This window comes from Streptomyces thermolilacinus SPC6 (assembly GCF_000478605.2).
Lineage (GTDB): Bacteria > Actinomycetota > Actinomycetes > Streptomycetales > Streptomycetaceae > Streptomyces > Streptomyces thermolilacinus.
This window is the reverse complement of sequence record NZ_ASHX02000001.1, coordinates 5,325,986-5,340,180: the sequence shown is the minus strand read 5'-3', so window position 1 is coordinate 5,340,180 and position 14,195 is coordinate 5,325,986. Positions and strand designations below refer to the sequence as shown.

Genomic DNA, 14,195 nt, shown 5'->3' with positions numbered 1-14,195 from the left:
TCAGGAGCGGGCGGTGACCATGCGGAGGACGAGGTCGGCGTAGAGGGCGCCGACCTCGTCGGGGGTGCGGCTGCCCTGGGCGTTGAACCAGCGGGCCACGTCGATGCACAGGGACAGGACCGCGAGGGTCGTGCCCGGGACGTCGGGGACGTCGAACTCGCCGGCGGCCACGCCGTCGCTGATGATGCGGCGCACCGCGGCGTCGGTCCTGCGGCGCAGGGCGACGATCTCCGCCCGGTGCTCCGGGCCGAGGGCGTCGAGCTCGTACTGGACGACGCGGGCGGTCGTGTGGCGCTCGGCGTGCCAGCGGACGAAGGACCGCACGGCGGCGGCGAGGCGCTCGGCGGCGGTGCCGGGGCCGTCCGCCGCCTCCTCCAGGATCTCCAGGGCCCTGTCGTGGCCGATGCGGCTGATCCGGTGGAGGAGCTCCTCCTTGGTCTTGTAGTGGATGTAGAGCGCGGCCGGGCTCATGCCGGCGCGGCCCGCGATGTCACGGGTGGTCGTGGCGTGGTAGCCGCGCTCGGCGAAGGCCTCCACGGCGGCCACCAGCAGCCGACGGGCCGCGTCCGGGGTGACCTCGCCCCATGGCGTCTCCCGGCCGTCGGGCCTCTCCTCCGCCGTACCCATCACTCGCCCCTTCCGTCATACAAGGACGAACACCATACCGCGAGGGTGAGCAAGCGCTTAGAGCGTGGCGGGGGCACCGGCGGGGTCAGAGCTTCTGGAACGGGTCGTGCTCGGCGAGCAGCTTCTCCAGCCGGGCCTGGTCGACGCGGCTGATGATCTGCCCGGCCTCCTGCCGGTCGCGGACGACCTTGGCGAGGGTGAAGGCGGAGGTCGTGAGGTACAGGACGGCGATGCCGAGGAAGGCGCGGACCCAGACGTCCGCCTCCAGGTTGCCGATGCCGAGGGCGACGGCGAGGAGGGCGACGGCGAAGGAGGCGACAGCCTGGCCGTAGTACGCCGCGGTGTTCTGCTGCTTGACCGGTGTGTCACTCATGGGGTCGAGGATGCGCCGCTGTGGTGTGCGCCACATCCGTCCGGCTACTCAGGCGCGGTACTCAGCGGCGCCGGGTCAGAAGGCGGAGACCCCGGTGAGGGCGCGGCCGATGATGAGCTTCTGGATCTGGCTGGTGCCCTCGTACAGGGTCATCACGCGCGCGTCGCGCAGCAGTTTGCCGACCGGGTACTCGTCGATGTAGCCGTAGCCGCCGAAGACCTGGAGCGCGTTGTTCGCGGACCGTACGGCGGCCTCGGAGCCGAACAGCTTCGCCTGGGACGCGGCGGTGGCGAAGTCCCGGCCCCGGTCGATCAGGTCGGCGACCCGCCAGGTGAGCAGCCGCGCCGCCTCCACGTCCAGGGAGATGTCACTGATCAGCTCCTGCACCAGCTGGTACGAGGCGATGGGCTTGCCGAACTGCTCGCGCTCCCCCGCGTACCCGACCGCCGCGTCGAGCGCCGCCCGCGCGATGCCCACGCAGCCCGCGGCGACGGACATGCGGCCCTTGGCGAGCGCCGACATGGCGACGGAGAAGCCCTTGCCCTCCGGTCCGAGCAGCGCGTCGGCGGGGACGCGCACGCCCTGGAGGACCAGTTCGGCGGTGGGCTGGCCGCGCAGGCCGAGCTTGCCGTGGACGGCGCGCCGGGTGAGGCCCGGGGAGTCGGCCGGGACCAGGAAGGCGGAGACGCCCCGGTGCCCCGGCTCGTCGGAGGTGCGGGCGAAGAGGAGCACGACGTCGGCCCAGGTGCCGTTGGTGATGAACATCTTGGAGCCGTCGAGCACCCAGTCGCCGCCGGGGCCCCGGACGGCGCGGGTGGCGAGGTTCGCCGCGTCGGAGCCGGTGCCGGGCTCCGTGAGGCCGAAGCAGCCGAGCGCCTCGCCCGAGGTGAGCGGGGGCAGCCACGCGCGCTTCTGCTCCTCGGTGCCCCACGCGGCGATGGTCTTGGCGACCAGGCCGAGGGAGACCGAGACGAGGCCGCGCACGGAGGAGTCGCCGCGCCCGAGCTCCTCGGTGACCAGGCAGTACGCGAGGTGGTCGCCGCCCGAGCCGCCGTACTCCTCCGGGACGGTCAGCCCGAGGAAGCCGAGCGCGCCGAGCTTCCGCACGACGCCCCGGTCCACGCTCTCGGCGCGGTCCCAGGCGGCGGCGTGCGGGGTGACCTCGCGGCGTACGAAGTCCTCGGCCAGCCGACGGACGGCCTCCTGCTCCTCGCTCAGCTCCAGATTCACGCGGACCCCTTCGATCACGACGTTAATTAGCGGCGCTAGTTTTCTGTGGGCAGCCCTACTATGTGCCGCATGGCCAGACCGCGCAAGCCCCTGCTCAGCCGAGACCGCATCGTCGCCGCGGCGGGCGCCCTGGTGGACGCGGAGGGCCTGGAGGCGGTCTCGACGCGGCGCCTCGCGGCCGAACTGGGGGTCAGCGGACCGTCGTTGTACAACCACTTCCGCACCAAGGACGAGATCCTGGAGGCGGTCGCCGACGCGGTCAGCGCGCAGGTGGACCTGTCGATGTTCGACGCGTCCGACGGCCGGGACTGGCGTACGGCGCTGCACGACTGGGCGGTCTCGTACCGGGCGGCCCTCACCGACCACCCCCACATCGTGCCGGTCCTCGCGCGTGGGCCCGGCCGCCGCCCGGCCGGACTGCGGGTCGCCGACGCGGTGTTCGGCGCGATGGTCCGGGCCGGATGGCCGCCCGCGCAGGCCACGTACATCGGCGCGCTCATGCGGTACTTCATCACCGGCTCGGCGCTCGGCTCGTTCGCCCAGGGGTTCGTGGACGACGAGTCCGCGTACGACCCGGCCGACTACCCGCACCTGGGCCAGGCGCACCTGCTCGCCGAACGGCGCGAGAAGGTGGACGAGGGCGCCTTCGAAACGGGCCTGCGGGCCCTGCTGGACGGGCTGGCGCTCCAGTACGCGGCGGTGGTTCCGGGCGGGGCGCGGGACGCGGGCGGGGGCGCGTCGGGCGGGGGCGCTGCGGCCGGGGCCGAACCGTAGGGGCGCCATCCTGGACGTATGACGACGACCCGCTCCCCCGCCGCCCGGGACCTCGCGGCGTTCGCCGCCCTGCTGGCCGACGAGACCCGCGCCGCGTTCTGCCTCGCCCTGCTGGACGGCCGCGCCTGGACGGCCGGGGAACTGGCCCGCCACGCGCGCGTGGCGCCGTCCACGGCCAGCGAGCACCTGGGCCGCCTGGTCGCGGGCGGGCTGCTCGCGGAGGAACGCCAGGGGCGGCACCGGTACGTACGGCTCGCCGACGCGCGGGCGGCGCACCTGGTGGAGGACCTCGCCGCGTACTGTGCGCCCGACGCCGGGCGCCCGCCGCGCACCCTGCGGGAGGCGGGCGCGCGAAACGCCATGGCGCGGGGCCGCACCTGCTACGACCATCTGGCGGGGCGGCTCGGGACGGCCATCACGGACGCGATGACGGCGCGCGGACTGCTGGGCCAGGACACCGGCTTCGCGCTCACCGACGGCGGGCTGCGGTGGTTCCGGGACCTGGGCGTGGAGCTGGTCGCCAAGGGGCGGCGGCCGCTCGCGCGCGGCTGCCTCGACTGGACCGAGCGCAGGCCGCACCTGGCCGGGGTGGCGGGCGCCGCACTGTGCCGTCACGCGCTGGACACCGGGTGGTGCGTACGCGTGGGGACGGAACGCGCGGTGAAGGTGACGGCCGCCGGGGAGCGGGTGCTCGGTGAACTGCTGGGCATCGGTCCGGAGGACCTGCGCTGACCGGCGCGGGGGCCGGGGCCTGGCGGGGCGGGGCGTCTGCGCGGGTGGGGGGCGTCTGCGCGGGCGGGGAGACTTCGTCGCGGGTCGGCGGAGGCGGGGCGTCGCAGTCGGCGGGGGTCGTTGCGGCGGGGGCCGAAGTGTCCCGGCCGTACGGTCCCGTCATGGACCCGGTCATCTCTCCTCCCCGTACCCGCCCTTCCCGCGCACGCCTGGCCGCGGTCGCGGCGGCGGCCGTCAGTGTCGTCCTGTGGGCGTCGGCGTTCGTGTCGATCCGCAGTGCCGGGACGGCGTACTCCCCCGGCGCGCTGGCGCTCGGGCGGCTGCTCGCCGGGTCGCTCGTCCTGGGCTGTCTGCTGCTGGTGCGGCGCGAGGGGCTGCCGCCGCGCGCCGCGTGGCCCGGCGTCGCCGTGTCGGGGCTGCTGTGGTTCGGGGTGTACATGGTGGCGCTCAACTGGGGTGAGCGGAAGGTCGACGCGGGCACGGCCGCCATGGTGGTGAACATCGGGCCCGTGCTCATCGCGCTGCTGGGCGCGCGGTTCCTGGGCGAGGCGACGCCGCCCCGGCTGGTGGCCGGTATGGCGGTGTCGTTCGCCGGGGCCGTCGCGGTGGGGCTGTCCCTGTCGGGCGAGGGGCGGGCGTCGGTGCTCGGCGTGGGCCTGTGCCTCCTCGCCGCCGCCGGGTACGCGGCCGGGGTGGTCGCGCAGAAGCCGGCGCTGCGGCACGCGAGCGCGCTCCAGGTCACCGGGTTCGGGTGCCTGACCGGGACGGTGGCGTGTCTGCCGTTCGCCGGGGTGCTGGTGGAGGAGGCCGGGCGGGCGCCGGTGTCCGCGACGCTGAACATGGTGTACCTGGGGGTGTTCCCGACCGCGCTGGCGTTCACCACCTGGGCGTACGCGCTGGCCCGTACCCCGGCCGGGCGGCTGGGGGCGACGACGTACGCGGTGCCCGCGCTGGTGGTGCTGATGTCGTGGCCGGTGCTGGGCGAGGTGCCGGGGGCGCTGACGCTGGCGGGCGGCGCGCTGTGCCTGGCCGGGGTGGCCGTCTCGCGGTCCCGGCCCCGGACACGGGCCGCCTGAGCGGGCCCGCGTCCGGGGGCGGCGGCCGGCGCCCGGCGCGGCCCGGCCGGGGCCGTGCCCGCGAACCCGGGCCGGCGACGGCCTGGGTCAGCTCGCGTCGGACCCGGAGGACGCGGCGGCGCGGCGGGCGAGGATGCCGATGGAGGCGAGGGCGACCACGGCGAGGACCATGATGTAGGCGGCCACGGACATCGAGGTGCCGGTCGCCTCCAGCAGGAGCACCATGACGAACGGGGCGAGGCCGCCGCCGAGCACCGCCGATATCTGGTAGCCGAGCGAGGCCCCGGTGTAGCGCATCTCCGCCGTGAACAGCTCCGCGAAGAGGGCCGCCTGCGGCCCGTACATGACGCTGAGGAAGCAGCTGGCGACGAACGTCCCCACGGCCAGCCACAGCAGCGACGCGGTGTCGATGAGCAGGAACATCGGCACCGCCCACACGAGCAGGCCGAACGCGCCGAACGCGTAGACGCGCAGCCGCCCGACGCGGTCGGAGAGGGACGCCGCCCAGGGGATGAGCCCGAGCTGCGTGAGGCTGACACAGAGGGAGACCATCAGCACCGCGCCGCGCTCCATGGCGAGTTCGCGGGTCGCGTAGTCGAGGACGCCGGTGATGACGATGTAGAAGGTAGCCGTGTTGACGGCGAAGGAGCCGCCCGCCAGGAGGACCGTGCCGAGGTGGTGGCGCAGGATCGTGCCCAGCGGGGAGCCGGGCCTGCCCTTCTCCTGTTCCGCGAGGGCCCGTTCGGCGGCCTTGAAGTCCGGCGTCTCCTCCACCCGCGTGTGGATGTACCAGGCGAGGCCGAGGACGAGGAAGCCGACGACGAACGGCACCCGCCAGCCCCAGGAGGCGAACGCCGCGTCGCTGGTGAGGGAACCGGCGACGAGGAAGACGGAGTTGGCCGTCACCACGCCGATGGGGACGCCCAGCTGGACGAGGCTGCCGTACAGGCCGCGTTTGCCCTCGGGGGCGTACTCGGTGGCCATGAGCATCGCGCCGCCCCACTGGGCGCCGACCGCGACGCCCTGCAACACGCGCAGGAGGACCAGCAGTACGGGGGCGGCGATGCCGATCGTCTCGTACGTGGGGAGCAGGCCGATGCCGACGGTGGCGAGGCCCATCAGGACGAGTGCCAGGACCAGCATCGGCTTGCGGCCGCGCTTGTCGCCGAGGTGGCCCGCGATGACACCGCCGACGGGCCGGGCGAGGAAGCCGACGGCGAAGGTGGCGAACGCGGCGAGGACGCCGGCCGACGGGTTGTCCGCCGGGAAGTAGAGGTCGCCGAGCACGAGGGCGGCGGCGATGCCGAAGACGAAGTAGTCGTACCACTCCACGGCCGAGGCGAGCGCGGCGGCGGTGGCCACCCTGCGTCGGCGGCGGTCGTCGGCGGCGGGTGCGGGTGCGGGAGAGGGGGCCGTGTCCATGGGTGCACACTCCAGGCGGTGCGGGGGACGGGAGGGGGCGGCGCCTTGCTGGCCGGGAACGTACCGACCGGCTGGTATGGCGTCAACGGCCTGGACCGGACCAGTTCCGCGCCCTCGTGGCCGGGGCGCGCGGGCCGCCCGCAGGCGCCGGGGCAGCGCGGGGACCCCGGCCGCGCGGGGGCGGCCGGGGTGTTTCGCGGCTGGTGGCGGGGCTGGTGCCGCGGGCGGTGCGGATGGTGCCGCGCGGGGCGGCCGGGGCGGCGCGGCTAGAAGACGACCAGGGCGCGGCCGCCCTTACCGGACCGCATGTTCTCGAACGCCTCGGGGATGCCGTCCAGGTGGATCCGGTCGGTGACCAGGGCGCTCAGGTCGAGGCGGCCCGCGCGGACGTGGTCGGCGAGGACGGGCAGGTCGCGGTCGGGGTCGCAGTTGCCGTAGACGCAGCCGGACAGGGTGCGGCCCCAGTGGAAGATCTCCAGGGCGTTGAAGGTGACCTGCTGGTCCTTGCCGCCGATGCCGACGACCGTGGTGCGCCCGCCGCGCCGGGTGGAGTCCCACGCGGTACGGATGCTGAGGGCGCGGCCGACGCACTCCACGGCCACGTCGGCGCCCCGCCCGGACGTGAGCTTGCGGACCTCCCGCGCGGTCGTGTCCGACGCGACCACGAAGTCCGTGGCCCCGGCGGCCTTCGCCAGCGCCTCCTTCTCCGGCGACACGTCCACCGCGACGATCGGTCCGGCCCCGGCGATCCGGGCCGCCTGGAGCGCGGCCAGGCCGACCCCGCCGACGCCGAACACGACGACGGACTCGCCCCTGCGGACCCGGGCGGAGTGGTGGACGGCGCCGTACCCGGTGAGCACGGCGCAGCCGAGGAGGGCCGCGTCGGTGAGCGGGACGCCGTCGGGGACGGGCAGGACGCAGCGGCCGGGGACGACCGTCTCCTCGGCGAACGCGGCGACGTTCAGGCCGGGGTGGAGCTGCCGGCCGTCCTCGGTGACGGCGTGGGCGCGGCCGACGCCGGTCAGCGCGTCGGCGCACAGCCACACCTCGCCGATCCGGCAGTGGTGGCAGGTGCCGCAGGACGGCGCCCAGTTGAGGACGACGCCGTCGCCCGGGGCGACATGGGTGACGCCCTCGCCCACGGACACGACGGTGCCCGCGCCCTCGTGGCCGAGGACGGCGGGGACGGGCACGCGCATGGTGCCGTCCGACAGGGACAGGTCGGAGTGGCAGACCCCGGCGGCGGCCAGGCGGACCCGGACCTCGCCGGGGCCCGGCGCGGGCAGGCGGATGCCGATGATCTCCAGCGGAGACCCGACGGAGGGCAGGACGGCGGCGCGGACGACCACGATCGGTTTCTCCCGACTGGTTGGGGTGTGCGGGGGGGCGGGGCGGGGCCCGTCAGAACTGGAGGGACTTCGTGTGCAGGTACTCGGCGAGGCCGTGGGCGCCCAGCTCCCGGCCGACGCCGGACTGCTTGTAGCCGCCGAACGGGGCCAGCGGGTTGAAGCGGCCGCCGTTGACGTCCACCTGCCCGGCCTCCATGCGCCGGGCGAAGGCGACGGCCGCTTCGGGCTCGCCCCACACGGCGCCCGCGAGGCCGTACTCCGTGCCGTTGGCGATGCGCAGGGCGTCCTCCTCGTCCTCGTACCGCAGGAACGCCACGACCGGGCCGAAGATCTCCTCCTGGGCGATCGTCATGCCGGGCGTCACGTCGGCGAAGACGGTCGGCGCGACGTAGAAGCCGCGCTCCAGCGGCGGGCGGGGGCCGCCCGCGACGATCCGGGCGCCCTCCGCGATGCCCTTCTCGATGTACGCGACGACGCGGTCGCGCTGGGCGGCGCTGACGAGCGGGCCGATCCGGTCGCCCGCCGGGTACTTCGCGGCGGCCTCGGCGGCGAGGGCGACGGCCTCCTCGTACCGGTCCGCGCCGACGAGGACCCGGGTGAGGGCGTTGCAGCGCTGGCCGGAGTTGGACATGACGCTCGCGACGCTGCCCGCGACGGCCTTGGCGAGGTCGGCGCCCGGCAGGATCACGCTCGCCGACTTGCCTCCCAGCTCCAGGGCGACCCGCTTGACCGCGCCCCCGGCGGCCGCGCCGATGCGCCTGCCGACGGCGGTGGAGCCCGTGAAGGAGATCATGTCCACGCCGTCGTGCTCGACGAGGGCCTGGCCCGTGACGTGCCCGAGGCCGGTGACGACGTTGACGACCCCGGCGGGGAAGCCCGCCTCGTGGACGCACTCGGCGAAGAGGCGCGCGGTGAGCGGGGTCTCCTCGGCGGGCTTGACGACGACCGCGCAGCCCGCCGCGAGGGCGGGGGCGACCTTGGCGACGATCTGGTGGAGCGGGTAGTTCCAGGGCGTGATCGCGCCGACGACGCCGACCGGTTCCAGGAGGACGGTGGAGTTGCCGACCTTCTCCTCGAAGGCGTACGTCCCGAGGAGGTCGGCGTACGACCCCGCGACGGTGACCGGCAGTCCGGCGTGCACGGCGTGGGCCAGCTTCGGCGGGGCGCCCAGCTCGGCGGTGACGGTCGCGGCGATCTCGTCCTGGCGGGCGGCGAGCGCGTCGCGCAGGGCGGCCAGGCGGGCGGCGCGTTCGGCGGGCGGGGTGGCGGCCCAGCCGGGGAACGCGGCGCGGGCGGCGCGTACGGCGGCGTCGATGTCGGCGGGCTCACCGGCGGGGACGGTGGCGAACGGCTCCTCGGTGGCCGGGTTCACCACGGCGATGGTGCCGGTGCCTGCGGCGGGGCGCCAGGCGCCGTCGATGTACATCCCGTCGTGGACCTTCATCGCTGTCTCCTTCGGCCTGTGGTGCGGGGTCACCGACCAAACTAGCGACGGTAGTTTTTCTTGGCCAGGGGCCCGCGCGTGCGAGCTGTCCCGATCCTGCCACCCCTCCGCCCCGGCGCCTCCCCCCACTCCCCCCACTCCCCCGCGGCGGGCCGGGCCCCGCGGCACGCCCGCCAGGGCGACGGGGCAAGTCCGCTGCGCAACCGCCCGTGCCGCCCCCGGCGGACCGGCTGCCCCCAGCGCAACGGCCTGCAGCGCAGGCGCCGGACCCGCGGCGCAGGCGGGACCGGCGGGCACAAGGGGCGCCCGTCCAGGAGGATGCGCCGCGCTGGGGCGGCCCGCAACGGAGAGGCGGGCCCGCCGCTTGAGGGGTGCGGGCCCGCCGGGTCACGCGTTCGCCGGGATCGTGTCGGTGAGGTGGGCGAAGACGACGATGTTGGCCTCGTACCCCTTCTTCCGGTCGAAGGCCCCGCCGCAGGTGAGCAGGCGCAGCTCGGGGCGCTTGGCAGGCCCGTACACCTCCTTGTCGGGGAAGTTCTCCTTGTCGAAGGTGCTGACGCGGTGAACGGTGAACACCGCGGTGATCCCGTCCTCGCGGGTGACCCGGACGGTGTTGCCGGGCTTGAGCGCGTCGAGGTTGAGGAACACGGCCGGGCCCTTGCGGGTGTCGCGGTGGCCGACCATGATCGCGGTGCCCTTCTCGCCGGGCGTGGCGCCGTCCTCGTACCAGCCGGTCAAGTGGGGGTTCTCCACGGGCGGGGAGCGCAACTGGCCCGACGGTTCGAGACCCAGGCGCACGACCGGGGCCTCGATCGTGATGGCCGGGACGGCGATCTGCCTGGGCGGTGAGGGGGCGAGGGCGGCGGGTGGCCGTTTCGCCGCCGACGGCTTCGGCGCATTGGGCCGCGCCTGGTCCGCCGGTCGCCCGGCCCCCTGTCCCGCCCGCTGTCCCGCGCCTTGCCCCGCCCGGGCGCCCGGCTGCTGTCCGGCACCCTGCCCGGTGCCCCGGTCGGCCCGCGGGCCGGTCCGGGGCTCGGTCCGCCCGCCGGGCTGTTGCCCCGCCTTCGACTCGGTGACGGGCGGCGGGGTGGTCGCGGGCCCCGGCTGCGGCGGCGCGGCCACCGCTGCCGGGGCGGGCCCGGACGGCTCGCCGTCCTCGGCCAACCAGACGCCGCCGGAGACGAGCGCCACCGCCGCGGCCACCGTCCTGGTGAGGCGGAGGAGGCGGCGTTGCCGACGGGTGAACCGTGAGTACGACGGTCTACGCGGCGCCATGGGAGCGGCGGCGACGGCGGGCGAGGATCAGCCCGGCGGTACCCGCCAGGCCGGCCGCGAGCGCCGCGCCGACACCGACGGCGGACGAGTCGGCGGCCGGGGCCGCCATGCCGCCGCCGCCCGCGCCCACGCCGCCGTGCGGGCCCTTGTGGCCTTGGGCGCCCCCGTCGCCCTGCTTGTTCTTGTCGCCGTGCTTGTTCTTGTCGCCGTGGCCCTTCGGGCAGTCGACGCGGAAGACCTTCAGGTTGCCCGGCAGGGTGGCGCCGGGAAACGTCCAGGTCAGCCTGTACTGACCCTCGGGCAGGGTCAGTTCGGTGGTCTGGCCGGTGCCGGTCGGCGCCAGGTTGATGGCACCCGTCACGGTCGGGTCGCCCGCCTGCAGCGGCTGCGGGGTGATCGTGTACGTGACCTGCTGCAGCCCCGCGAAGTTGAAGGCGGCCAGGTAGAAACGGCACACCTTGGACTCGCTGCGCTGGTCGAGCGGCGGGGTGTCGGTGTCGTGGATCGCGATGTCGCCGTTGTCCCCGGGCTGGGCGACGGCGGCCGGCGCGCCGGCGAAGGCGATGCCGCCGAGAGCGAGTCCGGCGACTGCGGTGCGCAGGAGTGGTCGGGCTGCGGTCATGACGTGTTCCTCCGTGAGGATGTCGTACGGATTAACCGATAATCTGACTATCTGACACATAGCGGAGGAGCGACGCATTACGGACGGCGCGCCGTCGCGGGTTCCCCCGGTCGGCCCATCGGCGTCACCGCCCGCCGGGAGTCCGCCGGCCCCGACGGAGGCCAAAAAAGCCCGGCGAGGCCGGAGTTGGGACCGTGCGTCGGCCGAACGGTCAGCGCAGAACCGGGGCCAGGTACGCGTGGAGCATCTCGCGGGTCTCCGCGATCAGCTCGGGGTCGCCCGCCGGGTCGGCGCGGAACGCGAGCCGCAGCAGCGCGTCGGCGGCCTCGACCCCGGCCCGCACCTTGCGGCACAGCACCTCGTCCGGGTCGGCACGCCCGGCCAGCAGCGGGGCGATCAGGTCGGCGACGCGCCCGTTGGGGTCCTCGCCGGGCGGCACGGAGGGGCCGGGCACGCCGAAGTCCACCAGGGCGAAGCCGGGCACCGTGCGCTTCATGGCGAGGTACTCGTCGAGGACCAGGTCCACGGTCGCGTGCCCGTCGAGGCCCGGCTCGGCGGCGAGACGGGCGGCCACCCGGGCGGCGTAGCGGTCGAGGTTGCGGTGCGCGAGGGCTTTGGCCATGGCGCGCTTGTCGGCGAAGAAGCGGTACACGGAGCCGATCGGCACACCGGCGCGCGCGGCGACGTCCCGGGTGGTGAGCTCGTCGTAGCCGGTCAGGTCGAGCAGGTCGGCGCAGGCGTCGAGGATGCGGGCGAGGCGCTCGGCGCTGCGCCGCTGCACGGGCGGCCGCCGCAGGGACGGCGGCGGGGGCACGGATTCCATGATGCAGAAGAGAGTGACCGCCCGGACCCCGTACGGGAAGCCCCGTACGGAAACCCGCCCCGCACGGGACGCGTCACACGGGCACGAGAGGGGCCCGCGCAAGGAGACCCGTCCAGCGGGCCCGCCGAGCGAGGCGGCCCCGTACCGGGTGATCCCGTACGGAATCCCGCGCAGGTCCCCGTACGGGACGCCCGACCCGGGGCGCGGGCCGCGCGTGTTTCGGGCTGCCGCGGTCCGCCCCGTTGACGTGGGCCCTTGGGAATCCTACGGTCGTGCATAGGATTCCATGACCAGCAGGAGCGTGCGATGAGCATGGGCGGCGCCGTACAGGCGAACGAGCAGACGCGAAAGACCGCGGAGAGCCTGGAGTACCTCTCCGGCTTCGGCAACGAGCACCAGTCGGAGGCCGTTCCCGGCGCCCTCCCGCTGGGCCGGAACTCCCCGCAGCGGGCCCCCCTCGGGCTGTACGCGGAGCAGCTGAGCGGCAGCGCGTTCACCGAGCCGCGCGCCCGCAACCTCCGCTCGTGGCTGTACCGCATCCGCCCCTCGGCCGCGCATCCGCCGTTCACCCGTGCGGACAACGGCGCGCTGCGCTCCGCGCCCTTCACCGAGACCGTCCCCGACCCCAACCGGCTGCGCTGGAACCCCCTCCCGGAGCCCGCACCCGGCACGGACTGGCTGGCCGGCCTGTGGACGCTCGGCGGCAACGGCGACGTGGCGCAGCGCACCGGCATGGCCGTGCACCTGTACCACGCGAACGCGTCCATGGAGCGGGTGTTCAGCGACGCGGACGGCGAGCTTCTGATCGTCCCGGAGCGCGGCGGGCTGCTGCTGCGCACCGAGATGGGCCTGCTGTCCGTGCGCCCGGGCGAGGTGGCGCTGGTCCCGCGCGGTGTCCGCTTCCGGGTGGAGCTGCCGGACGGCACGGCGCGCGGGTACGTGTGCGAGAACTACGGGCAGCCGTTCCAGCTCCCCGACCTCGGCCCGATCGGCGCCAACGGCCTGGCCAACCCGCGCGACTTCCGGGCGCCGGTCGCCGCGTACGAGGACGTCGAGGGCCCGGTCGAGGTCGTCAACAAGTACTGCGGGAACCTCTGGCGGGCCGAGTACGGCCACTCCCCGCTGGACGTCGTCGCCTGGCACGGAAACTACGTGCCGTACGTCTACGACCTGCGGACCTTCAACGTCATCGGGACGATCAGCTACGACCACCCGGACCCGTCGATCTTCACGGTACTGACCTCGCCGACCGACACCCCCGGCCTCGCGGGCGTGGACTTCGTCGTGTTCGCGCCGCGCTGGCTGGTCGGCGAGGACACCTTCCGCCCGCCGTACTTCCACCGCAACGTGATGAGCGAGTACATGGGCCTCATCGAGGGCGCGTACGACGCGAAGGCGGAGGGCTTCGTGCCCGGCGGCGGCTCGCTGCACAACATGATGTCGGCGCACGGCCCGGACCGGGAGACGTTCGACAAGGCGAGCGCCGCCGAGCTGAAGCCGCAGAAGATCGACGACGGCCTCGCGTTCATGTTCGAGACGCGCTGGCCCATCGCGACGAGCGAGCAGGCGGCGAACGCCGACCACCTGCAGCGCGGCTACGACGAGGTGTGGCAGGGTCTGGAGCGCCACTTCCGCTCGTAAGTACGCCGCCGTAGGGTCGTACGCCGCACGCAGCAGTACGGAGATGCCGTGTCCGCCTTCGCCCCCGACTCCCTGGTCCTGAACCGGAAGCTCCCGCTCTGGTACCAGGTGTCCCAGTCCCTGCGCGCCTCCATACTGGGGCGCGCCCCGGACGCGTCGCTGCGGCTGCCCACCGAGGAGCAGCTCGCGGCGCACTACGGGGTGAGCGTGCTGACCATGCGGCAGGCGCTCAAGGAGCTGGAGCAGGAGGGCCTGATCAGCAGGCACCGGCGGCGCGGCACCTTCATCGAGCCGGGCGCCCGGCGCAGCGCCCCGCGCCGGGTGCTCGGCTCGGTCGACGCGATCGTGGCGCAGCAGTCCGGAGAGCGGACGACGGTCCTCGGGCACGGGGCGGCGAAGGTGCCCGGGGAGCTGGTGGAGTTCTTCCCGGACGTGGCGGAGGTGGTCACGTACCGGCGGCTGCGACGCGACGTGGAGACGGACGAGCCGACCAACTGGGCGGAGAACGCGGTACGCCCGGAGCTGGCCGACCGGATCGACCTGGCGGACCTGGAGCGCTGGCCGATGACGAAGGTGCTGCGGGACGCGGTCGGGGTGCGCATCAGCCGGATCACCGACACGGTGGAGGCGCGGCTCGCCGACCCGACGACGGCGTCGCTGCTGGAGGTGCCGCTGCTGTCGCCGATCCTGCACTACACGGGCGTGACGTACGACGAGGACGGCCGGGTGGTGGACGTGGCCCGCATCCGCTACCGGGGCGACCGGTTCTCCTTCACGGTCACGGTCGAGGCGGACTGAGGGCCGCCG

General features: G+C 74.7%; 14 protein-coding genes. 5 read left to right on the top strand and 9 right to left on the bottom strand.

Going from position 1 to position 14,195, the window contains the following annotated elements:
• The 3 genes from J116_RS23110 to J116_RS23100 all read right to left on the bottom strand — a co-directional run bounded on the left by J116_RS23110 (window position 1) and on the right by J116_RS23100 (window position 2,230).
• Window positions 1-627, bottom strand: coding sequence for a TetR/AcrR family transcriptional regulator (locus J116_RS23110; protein WP_023589461.1), 627 nt, complete (start codon window positions 625-627; stop codon window positions 1-3).
• An 85-nt stretch (window positions 628-712) separates the two neighbouring features.
• A complete protein-coding gene (locus J116_RS23105; protein WP_023589460.1) occupies window positions 713-1,000 on the bottom strand; it encodes a YiaA/YiaB family inner membrane protein in 288 nt (95 codons plus the stop codon).
• Window positions 1,001-1,075: 75 nt separating this feature from the next.
• Complete coding sequence (locus J116_RS23100) at window positions 1,076-2,230, bottom strand: acyl-CoA dehydrogenase family protein (protein ID WP_028964436.1); 1,155 nt, start codon at window positions 2,228-2,230, stop codon at window positions 1,076-1,078.
• Window positions 2,231-2,299: 69 nt separating this feature from the next.
• On the opposite strand from J116_RS23100, the gene J116_RS23095 reads away from it, so the two are divergent.
• The 3 genes from J116_RS23095 to J116_RS23085 all read left to right on the top strand — a co-directional run bounded on the left by J116_RS23095 (window position 2,300) and on the right by J116_RS23085 (window position 4,812).
• Window positions 2,300-3,004 (top strand): TetR/AcrR family transcriptional regulator, encoded by a 705-nt coding sequence (locus tag J116_RS23095; RefSeq protein ID WP_023589458.1) that lies wholly within the window; start codon window positions 2,300-2,302, stop codon window positions 3,002-3,004.
• A gap of 18 nt (window positions 3,005-3,022) precedes the next feature.
• Entirely contained in the window at window positions 3,023-3,736 is a 714-nt protein-coding gene (locus J116_RS23090; protein WP_023589457.1) for an ArsR/SmtB family transcription factor, read from the top strand.
• Window positions 3,737-3,897: 161 nt separating this feature from the next.
• Window positions 3,898-4,812 (top strand): DMT family transporter, encoded by a 915-nt coding sequence (locus J116_RS23085; RefSeq protein WP_023589456.1) that lies wholly within the window; start codon window positions 3,898-3,900, stop codon window positions 4,810-4,812.
• Between the two features lie 87 nt (window positions 4,813-4,899).
• On the opposite strand, the gene J116_RS23080 is transcribed toward J116_RS23085, so the two are convergent.
• The 6 genes from J116_RS23080 to J116_RS23055 all read right to left on the bottom strand — a co-directional run bounded on the left by J116_RS23080 (window position 4,900) and on the right by J116_RS23055 (window position 11,747).
• Window positions 4,900-6,234, bottom strand: coding sequence for an MFS transporter (locus J116_RS23080; protein WP_023589455.1), 1,335 nt, complete (start codon window positions 6,232-6,234; stop codon window positions 4,900-4,902).
• Window positions 6,235-6,500: 266 nt separating this feature from the next.
• Window positions 6,501-7,583, bottom strand: coding sequence for a Zn-dependent alcohol dehydrogenase (locus J116_RS23075; RefSeq protein WP_023589454.1), 1,083 nt, complete (start codon window positions 7,581-7,583; stop codon window positions 6,501-6,503).
• Window positions 7,584-7,635: 52 nt separating this feature from the next.
• Complete coding sequence (locus tag J116_RS23070; RefSeq protein ID WP_023589453.1) at window positions 7,636-9,027, bottom strand: aldehyde dehydrogenase family protein; 1,392 nt, start codon at window positions 9,025-9,027, stop codon at window positions 7,636-7,638.
• Window positions 9,028-9,414: 387 nt separating this feature from the next.
• Window positions 9,415-10,218 carry a class F sortase gene (locus J116_RS23065; protein ID WP_037948206.1) on the bottom strand — a complete coding sequence of 268 codons (804 nt, stop codon included), beginning with the start codon at window positions 10,216-10,218 and terminating at the stop codon, window positions 9,415-9,417.
• Between the two features lie 70 nt (window positions 10,219-10,288).
• Window positions 10,289-10,924 (bottom strand): hypothetical protein, encoded by a 636-nt coding sequence (locus J116_RS23060; RefSeq protein WP_023589451.1) that lies wholly within the window; start codon window positions 10,922-10,924, stop codon window positions 10,289-10,291.
• Between the two features lie 211 nt (window positions 10,925-11,135).
• Window positions 11,136-11,747: a TetR/AcrR family transcriptional regulator gene (locus J116_RS23055; RefSeq protein WP_028964434.1), complete on the bottom strand. Its 612-nt coding sequence runs from the start codon at window positions 11,745-11,747 to the stop codon at window positions 11,136-11,138.
• A 306-nt stretch (window positions 11,748-12,053) separates the two neighbouring features.
• Here J116_RS23055 and hmgA point away from each other — a divergent pair, with 306 nt between their 5' ends.
• Complete coding sequence (gene hmgA, locus J116_RS23050; protein ID WP_023589449.1) at window positions 12,054-13,388, top strand: homogentisate 1,2-dioxygenase; 1,335 nt, start codon at window positions 12,054-12,056, stop codon at window positions 13,386-13,388.
• Between the two features lie 48 nt (window positions 13,389-13,436).
• Window positions 13,437-14,186: a GntR family transcriptional regulator gene (locus J116_RS23045; RefSeq protein WP_023589448.1), complete on the top strand. Its 750-nt coding sequence runs from the start codon at window positions 13,437-13,439 to the stop codon at window positions 14,184-14,186.
• Window positions 14,187-14,195: the final 9 nt, after the last annotated feature.

What these genes read in the sequence shown, in the direction of transcription:
- J116_RS23110 (WP_023589461.1), bottom strand. Translation starts at nt 627, where the DNA reads ATGGGTACGGCGGAGGAGAGGCCCGACGGCCGGGAGACGCCATGGGGC.
- J116_RS23105 (WP_023589460.1), bottom strand. Translation starts at nt 1,000, where the DNA reads ATGAGTGACACACCGGTCAAGCAGCAGAACACCGCGGCGTACTACGGC.
- J116_RS23095 (WP_023589458.1), top strand. Translation starts at nt 2,300, where the DNA reads ATGGCCAGACCGCGCAAGCCCCTGCTCAGCCGAGACCGCATCGTCGCC.
- J116_RS23090 (WP_023589457.1), top strand. Translation starts at nt 3,023, where the DNA reads ATGACGACGACCCGCTCCCCCGCCGCCCGGGACCTCGCGGCGTTCGCC.
- J116_RS23085 (WP_023589456.1), top strand. Translation starts at nt 3,898, where the DNA reads ATGGACCCGGTCATCTCTCCTCCCCGTACCCGCCCTTCCCGCGCACGC.
- J116_RS23080 (WP_023589455.1), bottom strand. Translation starts at nt 6,234, where the DNA reads ATGGACACGGCCCCCTCTCCCGCACCCGCACCCGCCGCCGACGACCGC.
- J116_RS23070 (WP_023589453.1), bottom strand. Translation starts at nt 9,027, where the DNA reads ATGAAGGTCCACGACGGGATGTACATCGACGGCGCCTGGCGCCCCGCC.
- J116_RS23060 (WP_023589451.1), bottom strand. Translation starts at nt 10,924, where the DNA reads ATGACCGCAGCCCGACCACTCCTGCGCACCGCAGTCGCCGGACTCGCT.
- J116_RS23055 (WP_028964434.1), bottom strand. Translation starts at nt 11,747, where the DNA reads ATGGAATCCGTGCCCCCGCCGCCGTCCCTGCGGCGGCCGCCCGTGCAG.
- hmgA (WP_023589449.1), top strand. Translation starts at nt 12,054, where the DNA reads ATGAGCATGGGCGGCGCCGTACAGGCGAACGAGCAGACGCGAAAGACC.